At 69.6% G+C, this 14587-nt stretch carries 15 protein-coding genes and 2 pseudogenes; 11 read left to right on the top strand and 6 right to left on the bottom strand.

Annotated features, from left to right (window positions below):
- Positions 1 to 19 precede the first annotated feature (19 nt).
- The 4 genes from ACIPJI_RS33540 to ACIPJI_RS33525 all read left to right on the top strand — a co-directional run bounded on the left by ACIPJI_RS33540 (position 20) and on the right by ACIPJI_RS33525 (position 3223).
- Complete coding sequence (locus tag ACIPJI_RS33540; RefSeq protein ID WP_402250642.1) at positions 20 to 904, top strand: winged helix-turn-helix transcriptional regulator; 885 nt, start codon at positions 20 to 22, stop codon at positions 902 to 904.
- 724 nt (positions 905 to 1628) lie between these two features.
- Positions 1629 to 1844: a hypothetical protein gene (locus ACIPJI_RS33535; RefSeq protein WP_402250640.1), complete on the top strand. Its 216-nt coding sequence runs from the start codon at positions 1629 to 1631 to the stop codon at positions 1842 to 1844.
- Positions 1845 to 1916: 72 nt separating this feature from the next.
- Complete coding sequence (locus ACIPJI_RS33530) at positions 1917 to 2384, top strand: DUF6879 family protein (RefSeq protein ID WP_402250638.1); 468 nt, start codon at positions 1917 to 1919, stop codon at positions 2382 to 2384.
- Positions 2381 to 3223, top strand: coding sequence for a helix-turn-helix transcriptional regulator (locus tag ACIPJI_RS33525; RefSeq protein WP_356622467.1), 843 nt, complete (start codon positions 2381 to 2383; stop codon positions 3221 to 3223). The genes ACIPJI_RS33530 and ACIPJI_RS33525 overlap by 4 nt, the downstream gene beginning before the upstream one ends.
- Positions 3224 to 3409: 186 nt before the next feature.
- On the opposite strand, the gene ACIPJI_RS33520 is transcribed toward ACIPJI_RS33525, so the two are convergent.
- Positions 3410 to 3898: an isochorismatase family protein gene (locus tag ACIPJI_RS33520; RefSeq protein ID WP_356622468.1), complete on the bottom strand. Its 489-nt coding sequence runs from the start codon at positions 3896 to 3898 to the stop codon at positions 3410 to 3412.
- Positions 3899 to 4049: 151 nt separating this feature from the next.
- On the opposite strand from ACIPJI_RS33520, the gene ACIPJI_RS33515 reads away from it, so the two are divergent.
- Together ACIPJI_RS33515 and ACIPJI_RS33510 are read left to right on the top strand one after the other, a co-directional pair.
- The gene (locus tag ACIPJI_RS33515; RefSeq protein ID WP_402250635.1) at positions 4050 to 4652 is read left to right on the top strand and encodes a hypothetical protein; all 603 of its coding nucleotides are present in this window, start codon (positions 4050 to 4052) and stop codon (positions 4650 to 4652) included.
- Between the two features lie 612 nt (positions 4653 to 5264).
- The gene (locus ACIPJI_RS33510) at positions 5265 to 5537 is read left to right on the top strand and encodes a hypothetical protein (protein ID WP_356622471.1); all 273 of its coding nucleotides are present in this window, start codon (positions 5265 to 5267) and stop codon (positions 5535 to 5537) included.
- A 9-nt stretch (positions 5538 to 5546) separates the two neighbouring features.
- Here ACIPJI_RS33510 and ACIPJI_RS33505 read toward each other — a convergent pair whose 3' ends face one another.
- The 3 genes from ACIPJI_RS33505 to ACIPJI_RS33495 form a co-directional block, all read right to left on the bottom strand.
- Entirely contained in the window at positions 5547 to 6194 is a 648-nt protein-coding gene (locus ACIPJI_RS33505) for a L,D-transpeptidase family protein (RefSeq protein WP_189477121.1), read from the bottom strand.
- A 328-nt stretch (positions 6195 to 6522) separates the two neighbouring features.
- The gene (locus ACIPJI_RS33500; protein WP_402250719.1) at positions 6523 to 6777 is read right to left on the bottom strand and encodes a hypothetical protein; all 255 of its coding nucleotides are present in this window, start codon (positions 6775 to 6777) and stop codon (positions 6523 to 6525) included.
- A 149-nt stretch (positions 6778 to 6926) separates the two neighbouring features.
- A complete protein-coding gene (locus ACIPJI_RS33495; protein WP_356622475.1) occupies positions 6927 to 8294 on the bottom strand; it encodes a pyridoxal-dependent decarboxylase in 1368 nt (455 codons plus the stop codon).
- Between the two features lie 388 nt (positions 8295 to 8682).
- Between ACIPJI_RS33495 and ACIPJI_RS33490 the strand changes: the two genes are divergently transcribed.
- Entirely contained in the window at positions 8683 to 8922 is a 240-nt protein-coding gene (locus ACIPJI_RS33490) for a hypothetical protein (RefSeq protein WP_402250633.1), read from the top strand.
- Positions 8909 to 9292, top strand: coding sequence for a hypothetical protein (locus ACIPJI_RS33485; RefSeq protein WP_402250631.1), 384 nt, complete (start codon positions 8909 to 8911; stop codon positions 9290 to 9292). Before ACIPJI_RS33490 ends, ACIPJI_RS33485 begins: the two co-directional genes overlap by 14 nt.
- A gap of 410 nt (positions 9293 to 9702) precedes the next feature.
- On the opposite strand, the gene ACIPJI_RS33480 is transcribed toward ACIPJI_RS33485, so the two are convergent.
- Positions 9703 to 10674, bottom strand: a complete 972-nt coding sequence (locus ACIPJI_RS33480) for a helix-turn-helix transcriptional regulator (protein WP_402250630.1) — start codon at positions 10672 to 10674, stop codon at positions 9703 to 9705.
- Positions 10675 to 10719: 45 nt separating this feature from the next.
- Here ACIPJI_RS33480 and ACIPJI_RS33475 point away from each other — a divergent pair, with 45 nt between their 5' ends.
- From ACIPJI_RS33475 to ACIPJI_RS33465, 3 genes and pseudogenes are all read left to right on the top strand, one after another.
- Positions 10720 to 12216, top strand: coding sequence for an MFS transporter (locus ACIPJI_RS33475; RefSeq protein WP_402250628.1), 1497 nt, complete (start codon positions 10720 to 10722; stop codon positions 12214 to 12216).
- 293 nt (positions 12217 to 12509) lie between these two features.
- Positions 12510 to 12807 (top strand): annotated as a pseudogene (locus tag ACIPJI_RS33470) (RidA family protein).
- 291 nt (positions 12808 to 13098) lie between these two features.
- Positions 13099 to 14451: a glutamine synthetase gene (locus tag ACIPJI_RS33465; protein ID WP_402250626.1), complete on the top strand. Its 1353-nt coding sequence runs from the start codon at positions 13099 to 13101 to the stop codon at positions 14449 to 14451.
- Positions 14452 to 14494: 43 nt separating this feature from the next.
- Here ACIPJI_RS33465 and ACIPJI_RS33460 read toward each other — a convergent pair.
- Positions 14495 to 14587, bottom strand: a pseudogene (locus tag ACIPJI_RS33460) (VOC family protein); the annotation flags it as partial.

Raw genomic sequence — 14587 nt, 5'->3', positions numbered from 1 at the left:
TCCGCAAGACAGGAGAGCCATGGGCAGGTCGGTACCCGAGCGGGACGCCGCCTGTGCGATCGCGCAGGCGGCGGCGGTGGTCGGCGACTGGTGGAGCCTGCTCCTGATTCGGGAGACCGCACGCGGGCACCACCGGTTCGACGCGCTTCAGGAGGAGCTGGGGATCTCCCGGAAGGTGCTGACCGAGCGCCTTGCACACCTGGTGGATGCGGAGGTCTTGGAGAAGGTTCCGTATCAGAGCGGCCCGGTGCGGTACGAGTACCGGCTGACGGAGAGCGGGCGGGGGCTGCTGCCCGTGCTGCTCTCGATGCAGGACTGGGCGGACCGCTGGCTGCTCGGCGACGGCTCGCTGAGCGGCACGGCTGACGAGGAGAGTGCGGAGGCGCTGCGGGTGGCGGGCCTGGTGGGCGAGTCGCTGCCGCGCCTCGAACTGCCGGGACACCGGGACGGTGAGCAACTGGACCCGGTGGCCGAGGCTGCGGCCACCGTCCTGTTCTGCTACCCGGCGACAGGTCACCCGGGCCCGTTGCCGGACGGCTGGGCCGACATCCCGGGTGCCATCGGCTGCACGCTGGAAAACCGGCTGTTCCGGGACGCGTACGACGACTTCCGCGCGGCGGGCGCCGAGGTGCACGGCGTGAGTACTCAACGCCCGGACGAGCAGCGGGTGTTCGCGGTCGAGGAGGGCATCCCCTTCACCCTGCTCTCAGACGTCGACCTGCGCCTCGCCGCCGCTTTGCGGCTGCCAGTGTTCCGCGCCGGGCAGACACTGCGGCTGAAGCGGGCGGTGCTGGTGGTGGACCGCGAACGCGTGGTGCGCCAGGCGCGCTTCCCGGTGACGGACATCCCGGGGGCAGTGTGCGAGGCGCTGGCGGTGGTACGGCGGGTGGCGGCGGGGAGCTGAAGGGCGCGGGCGCGGCGACGGCCCTGGACATGTCCGCCGCGTCCGTCACGGCGACAGTCACTCCCACCCGCCAGCCGCCCCCGAGCCGCTCGTGCTGGCGCTGGAGTATGGGTGACGTCCGGTTACCGGATGGGCTCCGCGTCCTCGGGGCGGCCCGTTCCGAGGCTCCGTCGCGGAGTCAGCGATGCGGTGGGGCGCACTCCGAGGGTTCCGCGGGCTCGCAGGTCGTCCAGATCTGGCAGATGGACGCCGGGCAGTGTGTCGAGAAGGTCGGCCTGGGCGGCAAGGATGCGTAGCGGTGCGCACGAGTGGGTCCGCTGTCTGAGGTGGCTGCCGTGCCTGCGAAGCAGCAGCTGGAGCGGCGGCGGGGCTGACTCGAGCGCCACCCACAGCGGCCGTGCCGATACCGAACTCGGCATTCTCGTGCAGAGAGAACGCAGGCCGTCTGGGCCTTGTCGGAAGCGGCCGTCATGGCGGAAGAGCCTCCCAGGAGTCGTGCGGAGGAGTGCTCCCGCCGCCCGGCCGGCATCCGCCCGCGCTAGGCGCGTTGAGGGCCGCGCTCGTGGGTCCTGGTGATTCGGCGCCGCCACCTCAACCCCAGGCCAGCGCTGGCGGTCCGGGTCCTGCCGCGCTCATCGCCTTTGGTGTGGTGCTGTCGACCGTGGCGAGGTCTTGGAGGGTCTGGGCGTAGGTCACTGCGCGCGCAACCGGGGACTGCGGCCACTTGCCGGGCAATCCGCCGCAATCACCCACCGCACGCACCACGTCCGAGCACGGTAACTGCCCCAGCTTGTACGAGGTTGAGGAGACCGGCGACATTGTCGTCCAGGGTGACCGGCTCACCGACCCCGAGCACCTGGCCCAGCTCCGTGACGTCGGCGAGCATGAGACGTTCGTCGTCCCCCGCGAGTTGCTCACCCACTTCGCCCCCAAGAAGTGACCGTGCCCGCCCTGGTCCCCTTCGAGGAGGTCACTCACCTGTTCGCCGACTTCGCGCACACGGCGTTCCGTCTTGAGACCCGCCGCGGGGTACGCCACCGACCGAGCGGGGGAACGGTTCCAGGCGTTCATGCGCGGCGTCGACCCGCAGCCCGAGCCGGACCACCCGTGGAACGTCAACGTGCGCGCCAAGACGGCGGTCGGCGCCCGGTTCTCCCGCGTCCGCATCGTCGACGAACCACCTACCGACGGGCAGCGGTTCCTCATGGCGACCGCGGCCGGGAACGTGGCGGCCGGCGAGGACATCCGCATTCTCACCCGCGCCGAGGCCGAGCAGCTCGAACTGCCCGACTACGACTTGTGGTTGTTCGACTCGCGCACCGTGGTCCGCATGCACATCGACGACACCGACACCACCATCGGCGTCGAGGTCATCGAGGACGAGGCGCAGGTGCTCGCCGCCTGCCGCGCCCGTGATGCCGCCCGGGCTGCGGCAATCCCTACTGCTGAGGTCTGGGCACAGGTACGTTCGTCCGTGTGAGCACGGACTTCCAGAGTGCAAGGATCGCCCTCGGCACGCGCCTGCGGGAGCTGCGCGTCGAGGCCGGCCTCACCGGCAAGGAACTCGCCGAGCGCCTTGCCTGGCAGCGGTCGAAGGTGTCGCGGCTGGAGACCGGGAAGCAGACAGCCAGTGCTGCGGACCTCATGGCGTGGGCGGCGGCAGTCGGCGCTCCGAGCCAAGGCCCGGACCTTGAGAGCCGCCGACGCGGACTGGAGTCGCAGCAGCGTTCATGGCGCCGGCAGCTGTCCGCAGGACACCGCCCGGTGCAGGACCGCTACGTCGTCGAATATCAGCGGACGGCCACCATGCGGGGCTACGAGGCCACCGTGATCCCCGGCCTGTTCCAGACGCCTCAGTACGCCCGCCACCTCCTCGTCCAGAACGCCGCCCTTATGCGCTCCCCGCGCGACACCGACGAGGCCGTGGCCGCACGCATGCGCCGCCAAGAGGTGCTGTACGAAGTCGGCAAGCTGTTCCGCGTCCTGATCTGGGAGGGCGCCCTGCATGCCCTGATCTGCCCACGAGAGGTGATGGCCGGGCAGCTGGACCGGCTCGTCGGCCTGATCGGCATGAGCACGGTGGAGCTCGGCCTCGTCCCGCTCGGCGCCCCCATGCCTCTCACCCCGAAGCACGGATTCTGGATCTTCGATGAGGAACGCGTCATCGTCGAGACCATCAACACCGAGCTTCAGTACGACTCGGCCGACGACGTCGCCCTGTACGGCCGGGTGTGGGACCAGCTGGCCGAGGCAGCCGCGTACGGTCCACGGGCTCACCGGCTGATTGCCCGGGCGCGGGCACAGGTGCAGGCCGCGTAAGCAACCCGCCTCAACCTGCCGCCCTATCGCGCAGTCCTGCGTGTCAGCGGTCACGCAATTCCCCACGATCCACACGATCAGCGCCACGTAATTCCCCACCCTCGTGGTCACGTTTCCCCATGGGGACGGCGGTCGTGTCTGGACGTGGTGGAGGCGCAGGCTGGGGACCGGCTCACTGAGTGGGCGTTAGCTGTAGTCGTCGGCCTTCCGCACCTCGCCGAAGCGCGGGAAGATCCGCTCTACGGTGAACTCGTGCTCGTCCGCGGTCAGTCCGGACATCGCGTCGGCTACGAACTCCAGTTGGTAGCCGTGGTCCGCCGCGGCCCGTGCGGTGGACTCGACGCCCATCGTGGTGACCAGCCCGGCGATCACCAAAGTGTCCACACCTAGATTGCGCAACTGCTCGTCCAAATGGGTTCCATAGAACGCGCCGATGGTGCGCTTGACCACCACGATGTCGCTGCCGTGTACCAGGCCGTCCGCGAAGTCGCTGCCCGGCGGCTGCTCAGCGACGTTCGGGCGCTCCACTCGAACCAGTACCACTGGCCGCCCGCTCGCCCGGAACGACTCGGCCAACTCACGGCAGCGTGTGAGGACTTCGTGACCGGAGTGCGGGGCGAGGGGGAGGGCGATGATGCGCGGCATCAGGTCGATGAGGATCAGTGCGGAGGTCATGATGCCGATCGTAGGGCCTGCCGGTGCACAGGCAGCCAGGCCCCGCTGGCACCCGTTGTGTGCTCGCTGCACAGACGGCGCCAGCCTCGGCCCGGGCACCGTATCAACCGGGAGACTGGGGAATTACGTGACGTTTGCCCTGGGGAATTGCGTGACCGTCGACACTGCGCAATCGACCGCCCGGGAGAGGCAGGCGTACTGGGAACCTCGCCCCTGCACGGAGACCAGTCATGACGACCTCCCGCGAACAGCGGCCCCAAGCCGACGGAACGCGAACTCCGCGCGCTCACCACGACGAGCCCAAGCCCTCCAGCAGACTCAGCAGCAGCCCACGCGTGCCCTCCAGCAGGAGAGCGCGCCCGTCAGGAACTCCGGCGCGCCGAGGGAAAAGCAGCGCCAGGCAGAGGAACTCGCCGCCCGCGTCCAGGCACGGGTTGATGAGCTCGCCGACGAACTCGACAGGCTACGTACCGGCGCCACCGACTACCAGGCCGATGCCGTACTGACCGGAGACGCTCCCGGAAGCGCCCGCGTTGCCGTATCCGTTGATTCGAACGGTGATGACATCGACCAGGCTTTGGTACGCGCTGCCATCAACGACCAGGACGTCGAGACCCTGCGGTGCATCACCGACAACCTCGCCCAGGATCCTGGCGATGAGAGGACCGCCTGCGCGAAACGGCCCCGCTGGTGGGCGGGGTCGTTTTCGTCGGGGCCGACTCAGTGTGCGTCCCAGTCGATGCGGCGCCGCTGAGGGCGGGGCGGCTCGCTGCCGGTACGCAGCGCCCGCATGAGTGCCGCGCGGTCCCGCTTGTGTGCTGCCGCTGAAGCCGTGTCCGGCTGCCGTCCTTCAGGAAGGGGGTCAACCAGGGCTGCTCCGCGTACTGGATGGAGGTGCGCGGGGCGGTCGTGGACCCGTTTCACGCCCGCTTCGGGGTGCCCTGGCCCCAAGTCCTCCGTCACTCGAGCCGGTGCCATGCGGTGACCTGCAGTTTTTCGGCGTCTCGTGGGTGAGGTCCCGTGATGGTGTGGAGAGAATCTTCGCCGCGACTGCGTTGCTTCTGGGCGGTCCCTGCTTGTTGCCTCCATGCCCGTGCCGTTCGCTGCCCGTTCGACGGCAGGCCTCCGGCGGGCCCTGCTCGCTTCTTGTCCGGCCTCCGGTGGCGCCAGGGAACCGGCCTGGGGGCGCGCGGCCAGCGGGCGGTACGCCCTGTTGCCGCCTTGAGCAGGGCCGTAGCGTCAGAGGACGTGCCAGCTCGGCACCCGCCGGGCAGCGAAGAGCGGGGAGCGCCCATGGAGCGACGCAGCCTTCTCGGTACGGGGTTGCCCTGACGGCCGCCGTGGTCCTTGCCCGGCCGACGGTGGTGTGGGCCGCCCCGCGCCGCGGCAGCTCGCTTCCCAGGCGGCCGTCAAGCAGGGCCGTACGGGAGACGCGGGCGCCTACGCGGAACGGGCGGGCGCCGTGGCGCGCCGCACGGGCGATGCGTCGGTGCTGGCGGCCGCGGCTCGCGCGGCCGCGACCCCGCTGCGCCGCACCGGCCGGGGTCGCGCTGACCGCTGCCTACCCGCCGCGAAGGCCCACCAGCCGTTCATCGCCCAGGAGTCCTCGCCTTGGCCGAGCAGGCCACCCGCCGTCTGACCGACGGGCTCAGGTGCCGGGCTTGCGCCCGTACACGTAGACGTCGTCGCCGTTCTTCAACAGGTTCCAGTATGCCTTCGCGTCCGCGGAGCGCATGTTCACGCAGCCGCCGGAGCCGGGCGGGTTCCACATGGACTTGGTCGTGGAGTGGAACGCCTGTCCGCCGTCGAAGAACTGGGAGTACGGCATCCGCACGTTGTAGAGCGTCGACCAGTGGTTGATGTTGCGCCAGTAGATCTTCTTCGCGCCGGTGCGGGTCTCGGTGCCGTTCTTGCCGGTGCGCACCGGCACCGGGCCGTACTTGAGCGTCCGGCCGTCCTGGATCCAGCTGAGCTGCCGGGTCAGGTCGACGCACGCGATCCGGCCCTTGTTGGTCGGGCACTTGCCCGCCTTGTTCGGGTTGTTCCCCGCCGCACGCTGCGCGAGCATCGTGTTCATCGTGCGCCAGGTGATCGGGCCCGCGTAACCGATCGTGGGCGTGATGCCGTGCTTGGCCTGGAAGGCGCGGATCGCCTGGCAGTCGGTTGCCGACTGGCGCCCGTCGACCGGGCGGCCGAGGAACTTCTCGACCTGCTTCTGGTACGGACCCGTCGACGTGGTGCACGACGCGGCGTGCGCGGTGCCGCTCCCGAGCGCCACGCCGAGCGGGAGCAGCATGCCAGTCAGCCCGAGCAGCACTCCCGTACGTCCTATTCTGCCCCTCATGTCCCCCAACTCCCCTTCCCATCCCCTCCGGTTGGGACGGTCTGCCGGTTGAGACACGCGAAAGGGAGCGGTAGTTGCACGGACGGGGGACGTATTCGCGACGTATTCCGGGCGGTCCCCCGAAAGGTGTGACCCGCGCCGTTACGCGGCCGTCGCGAGGCGCCGCTCCTGGGCCCGCGCCGCGTGCGTCCCGGACAGCGTGACCGACACGACGCCGAACACCGCCAGGAGCCCGAGGGCCACCGTGCGTGTCCCGGACGACGGCCGGCACCGGGAGCTGTCAGCGGCGCAGTGCGTGCTGTACCGGGTCGGGATCCACCACGAGCTCGGAGACGTCGATGTGGCGCTCGCGTACGCCGCTGAGCTGGAGCCGGCTGCCCTGCCCACGCCCGAGCGCCGGCCCGTGCCGCGACCGACACCGCCCGTGCGCTCCTCGACGCCGGTGACGCGGCCGCTGGTGGATCGTCGAGACGGTGACCGTCCCGAGCAGGCTCTCGATGTAGTCGCGGTGCCGGTCGATCTCCGGCCAGGTCACCTGCCTGAGCCTTCTGTCGATGAGCCCGGGGAACCACTCCTTCCGTTTCCCTTCTCACAGTGACGCCGGCAGGAAGCCTGCCTGGGTGGAACGTGCTCCACGGCGCTGTGCAGGGGCCGCCCGCATCATGCGCTGCGATCAGCCGGTTGTCAGGCGCTGATGGACGCGCGCCGGATCGCGGCGAGCGCGTGCGTCACGTCGTCGTCGGTCGTCGACCAGTTGCTCACCGAGATGCGCATGACGCGGCGGCCGTGCCAGGTGGAGCCGCTGATCCACGCCGTGCCGTCGTCGAGCAGCCGCGTCAGTATCCGATCCGTGCGTTCGTCGTCGCCGAACTCGGCGCAGACCTGGGTGAATACCACGTCGTTGAGGACTGTCGCGCCGTCGATCCGGGCGATGCCGGCGGCGAACGCGGAGGCGTGCCGGCACAGTCGCTCGACGAGGTCGGCCACACCTGACCGGCCGAGGGACCTGAGGGCGGCCCACACGGGGAAGGCTCGGCCGCGGCGGGAGAGTTCGGGGACCTTGTCGATGGGGTCGCCGCCCTCGTCCTGGATGAGGTAGTCGCCGTGCAGGCCCATTGCCGCCCGGAGCGCGAACGGGTCGCGCACGACCGCGAGGCCGCAGTCGTAGGGGACGTTCAGCGTCTTGTGGGCATCCGTCGCCCAGGAGTCGGCGTCCGCGCACCCCGCCGTCAGGTGCGCGTGCATCGGGGAGGCGGCCGCCCACAGTCCGAAGGCTCCGTCGACGTGCACCCACGCATCCGCCTGGCGGGCGGCCCCGATCGTCGCGACGAAGGGATCGAAGGCACCGGAGTGGATGTCTCCGGCCTGGAGGATCACGATCGCGGGGCTCTGCCCGCCGACCGCCAGAGCGTGCCGCAGGGACTCGGGCTCGATGCGCCCTTGATCGTCCGCCTTCACCGGTTCGGGTCTGCCGAGCCCGAGGTAGCGCAGCGCCAGGTCGACGGCCATGTGGCGGTCCTCGCCGACGATGACGCGTACAGGTGGCCCACCCACGAGTCCGTCGCGGGCCACGTCCCAGCCGGCGCGCCGCAGCACAGCGTCGCGCGCGGCAGCAAGGCAGGTGAAGTTCGCCATCGTGGCACCTGTGGTGAAGCCGACGGCACTGCCGACCGGCAGGCCGAGCAGATCGAGCAACCACGCACTCGCGACGTCCTCCACCGCCGTGTACGCGGGCGAGACGGCGCGCATCACACAGTTCTGGTCCCAGGCACTGACGAGCCAGTCCGCGGCCAGGGCGGCCGGTTCGGTGCCACCGACCACGAACCCGTAGAAGCGACCACTGGGAAAAGCGGTGAGCCCCGGCTCACCGGCTGTGGCCAGCAGGTCGACGACATCGGCGGGTGTGCTCGGACGGTCGGGCAGTTCGGCACCGAGCGCGCGCACGATCTCGTCGATCGAAGCGCGGGCGGGAACCCGGCGATCGGAAAGGCTCGCCAGCCACCGGAGGGCATGGCGGTATGCCTGTCGGAGCGCCGCTTCGCGCGCGTCCATACCTCGGACTATGAGACAGCCCCCGCGGCGGTGCAAGCCACGACCGGCACGGAGCCTTCGGCCCGCCGACGGCGGATCGGGGCGCGGCGATGTGCCCGGGGTGGTTTGCTGCCGCCGTGTCATCGAAAGGATCTTTCGCCGGTCCGTCGAGGGCGTCGCCGACCCCCTACGCCCCGAGGCGACCGGCACCGGCTCCTTGTTGCGGGGAACCTGGGAATCCGGGCCACGAAGCACCCTTGGGCTCCCGGCCAGGGCGGTTGTGCTCCGGCACAGTGCTGGGGCCGGGTGGAGTGCCGGTCGACCCATGGGGATGGCGGATGAGTTCCTGGCGGACCCTGACGGCCGCTGGAGGCAGTTCCGGTCCATGGGAGCAGCAGTCCTCGGATGCGTGCCCTGGCTGGATGATCAGACGCTCCTGAGCGCCATTGGCCGCTTTCCGTCCGCTTGCGTTGTCGTTACGAAGCAGGAGCTGAAGAAGCGTGGCAAGGAAAAGTTCGAGCGACTCAAGGAGTACGCGCAGCAGGGCAACGGCTTTCCCGCCGATGTCTTTGCCGAGATGACCGAGCTGGTCAGAGATGTCGGTTCGGATGAGCGACGCCCCAGCGGAGTCATCCGTGCTGCTGGGTGACATCGGCGTCGACTGGGCCCGGGTGCTCTTCGGCGATGCCGATGCCCTGAATGCCTGGCAGCACGACAAGCCTGTGGACGGTTTGGCCGACGTCGCGTTCTGGGGTGCTGCCGCAGAGGAAGCCGCCGCGATGTTCGCAGCACCGGAACTGGGCGAACCCGGCGAGGACGGTGTCCGCGGGTGGACTGGGCTGGCGGTGGCGGAGGCGATGGAGAAGGCTCGCGCTGTGCAGAGCTGGAAGGAGGAGACCGGGCGCCGCATGATGGTGGACTTCCGGCCCCATTCCCATCACTGGCAGGTCATGCGACAGATTCGCGCCTCTGAAGTCGAACTGTGGATGTCGGCGACGCCCGACTGCTCTGCGCGATGACGAGCTGGGGCGACGGCTACTTCCCTGTGTCGGCCGACCTAAATGGGTCGGGCGCTGTGGTGGCGGTGCGGGTGAGCTTCTCCGACGCGACTGCGTAGCCACTCTGCTTCCGTGGAGGCCGGGGTAGTGAGGGGCGTTGACCCTGCCGTAAGACGTTGGATCAGGCGCAGGGTGAGGCCGGCGTCCCGCGGGCGTGTGGATGGGCCGTGCTCTGCCCGCGGTCGGCCTGACCCCCGGGCAGACGGTGACCGAGGGGCAGATGCGCAACCTGTTCGGCGAGGGCCGCCAAAGTAGGGGTGTCGCACAGCAGCTGGGCAGCAGCGTTCGCGAGTGGAATGCGACGGGGTCAGCCAGCAACTTCACCACCGGAGGAGGCACCGTCGGCGAGACCGTATCGCGGTCGAGTGAACTCACGTAGCACACCTGAGTCCTTCGTCGATGCGGGTGCGCAGGGAGCGCAGCGCCTGCCTGAGCTCTGCCGGTTCGATGTCTGTGACGTCAGCGTCGAAAGTCAGGAGCAGTCCTGCCAGCCCTGCCCATGACCATGCACCGAGCGTGAGTCGGCAGCTGGAGTCGGTGTCGTGCTCGACCGTCGACCCGCCGGGAGCGAACCGGGCGACAATGGGCGCAGGCAGCGCGACGAGCGCCGACCCGCAACATGGCCATTCCGCCAGGGTGTCGCCGCGGTCGTGCGTGCTCATGACGAATGCGACCGGATCGCCATGCGGGACGTCGCGGCGGTTGAAGGTTCTCCCCGTGGGCATGCGTGGTTCGAGGCGGTCGACGCGCATCGCGCGCCATCGGTCCGCGTCCGGTTCGAATGCGACGAGGTACCACCGTGCCGCCCACACGACGAGGTCGTGTGGTTCCAGCGTGAGCGTCGCGGATTCGTCCCCGCCGGAGTAGTCCACGCAAACGACGTGCTGTCGGTTGATGGCGCCGCCGATGACGCGGATGATCTCGGCATCGATGGGTGCTGCGAGGAATTCCCAGTAGTTGCGCGCTGCGGAGACGCTGAACGACTCGGTGCGGATGCGGCTGCGGGCCGGCATCGCTTGCTGCAACGTGGCCAGGGCGCGTGCCGAGTTCTCGCGGATGCCGGAGAGGATCGTGGGGACGGTCTGGAGCGCGACGGCCGCGGCGACTGCTTGGTCCTCGTCGAAGACGACCGGCGGCAAGCGGGTGGCGCGGCCGAGCCGGTAGCCTCCGCCCACCCCGCGCACGGCCTCGATCTCGTACCCGAGCTCTCTGAGCGTGTCGATGTCGCGTCGCACGGTCCGAAGGGAGACTCCGAGCCTTTCAGCGAGCTCCTCGGCGGTCAGGGTGGCGCCGATACCGAGGATCGACAGCAGCCTGAGCGTCCGCGCGGTGGTCACAGCCATGATCCCGCCCCCCGGGAAAGCGGTCATTCGACGGCAACTATAACTGTGACCCTGGTCGGCATGACCGCTCCACAAACATCCCGAGAGGGCACACGCGCCCCCGACGCTGCCCCAGCACCTATCTCCGGCGCAGGCGCGAACCTGGCGCTCCTGGTCGTGCTGTTCAGTTCCTTCATGGACCTCGTCGACGCGACGATCGTCACCGTCGCGGCCCCGGCGATTGCCCGTGATATGGGAGCCGGCGACGCTCAGATCCAATGGACGATCGCTGCCTACACCCTCGCACTGGGCGCCGGACTGATCACTGGCGGACGGCTTGGTGACCAGTTCGGCCGCAAGCGCCTGTTCATGATCGGGCTGGTCGGGTTCATGGTCACCTCCGCGCTCTGCGCGCTCGCCGTCACTCCGGGGATGCTCATCGGCATGCGCGCCGCGCAAGGACTGACCGCGGGGATCATGGTCCCGCAGGTGTTCGGCGTAATCCGAGCATCGTTCGCCCCGGCAGAGCGCGCCAAGGCATTCGGCGCCTACGGGGCCGTCCAGGGGCTCGCCTCGGTCGCAGGACCACTGCTGGGCGGACTCCTCGTCGAGGCCGACCTGTTTGACCTGGGGTGGCGCACCATCTTCTGGATCAACGTCCCCATCTCGATCCTCGCCCTCGTCGTCGGGGCGAGGGTCTTGCCGGAGTCCCGTTCCGCCTCTACCGCGCGACTGGACCTCGTGGGTGCCCTACTGGCGGCCTCGGGCATCCTGCTCCTCCTGCTGCCGATCATCCAGACCGAGACGTGGGGATGGACCCCGACCAGCTACGCCCTCCTGGCGGCCGGAATCATCCTGCTCACGATCTTCCTCGCATACGAGCGCCGCCTCGCCAGCTGTGGGGGCGAACCCGTCTTTGATCCGGCCCTGCTCAGAAATCGCGCTTTCGCCATCGGCCTGAGCGCATCCGTGCTCTTCTTCGGCGGTATCGGATCGTTCTTCCTCACGCTGTCGGTCTACCTTCAGCTTGGCACCGGCCGGACCGCGTGGGAGACCGGCTTGGTGATCCTGCCCTATGCCCTCGGCTCGATCATCACCTCAGGACTCGGCATCGCTCTCGCCGCCAAGGCGGGCAGAGCCCTGCTGATCACCGGCTCGCTCACCATCGCGGCATCTCAGCTCGTGCTCTTGGCCGTCATCAGGCACGGCAGCGACCCCGGATTCTGGCTCCTCGCGCTCGGCCTGTTCATCGGCGGCCTCGGACTCGGCCTCGCCGCACCCATCCTCGTCAACGTCGTGCTCGCCGGTATCCCCGGACGCAATGCGGGCGCGGCAGGCGGCGTCCTATCCACCGTCAACCAGATCGGCGGATCCATCGGCATCGCCGTTCTCGGAACGATCTTCTTCACCGCCGTCACCGGATCGACGACTGACGCACCAGGACCGGCCGACTACGGTCACGCGCTCAGCATCGTCCTCGTCGTCACCGCGGTGCTCTACCTCGTGGCGGGACTCGTGATGCTCGCGCTCCCGAAGGCCGCGGCCGAGCACGTCGACCAGTGAACCAAGGCGGGAGGCAAGCACACCGCTTGTCCGGTCAGCTCGGCCTGGAAAACGGTCAACTCCAGCTCGTGGACCGACATGTCCCACAGTCAGCACCATGCTGACGCAAGCGAGACCAGCCGATCGGCGCGCATGCGAGAACCTCATCGCATACATGACCAAGGGTGTCCTGGTTTGTTGGAAGGCTCGTGACCACCGGCGTTGACGATGGCGGCTACCGCGCCGATGAGCGCACGCACTCCCAGTGAAGCAAACGGAGCTGATGGGGCAGTGAGTGAACGGCAGTCAACCCGATGATGTGGTCGGTGGAGATGGGGATTCAACCAGGGTGAGCTCGTCTCCGGGCACACCCTGACCCTGTACATCTCGGGCAGACCGTGATGAGCAGCGGTGGCCGCACAGTTGGCGCTGAGCCTCGACAATCTGGAGGCCGTGTTCGGCGAGGTCGGCATATCCCTCGCGAACCTCGTCCGGCTCAACGTCTACACGACCGACGTCGATCTGCTGTTCCAGCACTACGGCGCGTTGGCGGCGACGGGATTGCTGCCCGTCCTGCCGGTTCTTCCGGTCCTGCGGATCTGCGTGACCTGACGACCGTAGAACGCGAACAGGTCAGATTCCGTCCTAGATGCCACCGGGCGTACCGGCTCCGAGGCGCCTCCCGCGGCGCGACCCCGGACGCGACCGGACGGACGCCGACCCACGGTGCGCGAGCGATGGACGAGCCGGTAGCCGTCCGGGTCTGCGACCGTCACCCCGGGGCTAATGCCGCGCGGTGCGACGCGCGGCGCGCGCATGAGACGGGGCCGGGGAGCGCGAATCGGCAACCATGAACGCAGGTGTCCCAGCGATGGACACCCGCGCGGTGGGAGGAGGCGTTCGGTGGAAGCGGTAGAACGGGACGAGCGGCGGTTGGCGGCCCGCCGTGCAGCGGCGCGGCTTGCCGCCGAAGGCGTTAGGGCCGTCGCGATCAGCTGGGTCGACAACGCGGGCATCAGCCGGGTCAAGACAGTGCCCACCAGCAGACTGCCGCAGGCCGCGCACCGCGGCGTCGGAATGTCCCCGGTGTTCGACGTCTACACCTCCGACGACGCCGTCACCACATCCCCGCACATCGGCGGCCCCGACGGCGACCTACGGCTCCTGCCCGACCTGGACCGGCTCACGATCCTGGCGGCGCAGCCGGGCTGGGCCTGGGCCCCGGCCGACCGCTATGACCAGAACGGTCTCCCGTATCCGGCGTGCCAGCGGCACTTCGCCCGGCGCATGGTACGGCTGGCCGAAGCGCAAGGCCTGGAAATGCGTATGGGCTTCGAGACCGAATGGGTGGTCCTCAAGGATGACAGCACCGAAGGCCATGCCTGCCGGGGTCCCGCCTACGGGCTGACCCGGGTGGCCGAGCTGTCGGACTATCTGCTGGCGGTCCACGACACGCTCGCTGCGCAAGGCGTCGAGGTTCTGCAGCTCCATCCCGAGTACGCACCCGGCCAGTTCGAGGTCTCCACCGTCCCGGCCCATCCCGTTCGCGCCGCCGATGAGCTCGTCCTCGTCCGCGAGAGCGTGCGGGCGGTCAGCGTGGCACATGGCCTGCGTGCCTCCTTCGCGCCGGTGGTCGTCGCCGGACAGGTCGGCAATGGCTGCCATCTGCATCTCAGCCTGCGCCAGAACGGGCGGAACCTGCACCGCGACCCCACCGCTGCCCACGGCCTCGCAGCCACGGCGAACACTTTCCTCGGCGCCGTCCTGGATGCCATGCCAGCACTGTGCGCCATCGGCGCCCCTTCCCCTGCCAGTTATCTGCGCCTGCTCCCCTCCCATTGGGCGGGTGTCCACCGCTGCTGGGGCATCGAGAACCGCGAGGCCGCGCTGCGTCTGGTGCTCGGCGAGCCCGACGACCTTGATGGCGGGCACGCCGAGCTCAAGCCCTTCGACGCCGCGGCGAATCCGTATCTCCTGGTCGGGTCCGTCATCGCGATGGGTCTTCAAGGCCTCGGCGACGGCGGCCCCGCGCTGCCCGCCCCCGTAAGCGGCGACCCCGCCGGCCGCGGCGACCAGGAGCGGCTGCCGACCTCGCTCGGCGAGGCGCTCACCCACTTCGAACGGAACAGAACGCTGCGCGACGCACTCGGGGAGGCATTGTACGGGGCAGCGCTGGCTGTTCGGCGCGCCGAGGCGGAGGCGCTGGCCGAGCACACTCCGAAAGCGCTCGCCGAGGCCACGCGATGGCGCTGGTGACCGGGCGCCGCGGCGCGTCCCGTCGGACGCGACCGGGCAGGCGCTAACCCCAGGTGCGGGAGCACAGGACGAGCCGGTAGCCGTCCGGGTCGGCGACCGTCACCCCGTGCTCGTCCCAGTACGGATTGTGCGCGCG

It is taken from the genome of Streptomyces sp. NPDC086835, from assembly GCF_044745705.1.
Taxonomy (GTDB): Bacteria; Actinomycetota; Actinomycetes; order Streptomycetales; family Streptomycetaceae; genus Streptomyces.
This window is presented reverse-complemented; position numbering and strand designations above follow the sequence as displayed.

Bases quoted from the DNA above. Each gene is read 5' to 3' on its own strand.
- ACIPJI_RS33505 (WP_189477121.1), bottom strand. From the start codon at position 6,194: ATGCTGCTCCCGCTCGGCGTGGCGCTCGGGAGCGGCACCGCGCACGCC.
- ACIPJI_RS33520 (WP_356622468.1), bottom strand. From the start codon at position 3,898: ATGACCTCCGCACTGATCCTCATCGACCTGATGCCGCGCATCATCGCC.
- ACIPJI_RS33495 (WP_356622475.1), bottom strand. From the start codon at position 8,294: ATGGACGCGCGCGAAGCGGCGCTCCGACAGGCATACCGCCATGCCCTC.
- ACIPJI_RS33540 (WP_402250642.1), top strand. From the start codon at position 20: ATGGGCAGGTCGGTACCCGAGCGGGACGCCGCCTGTGCGATCGCGCAG.
- ACIPJI_RS33480 (WP_402250630.1), bottom strand. From the start codon at position 10,674: ATGGCTGTGACCACCGCGCGGACGCTCAGGCTGCTGTCGATCCTCGGT.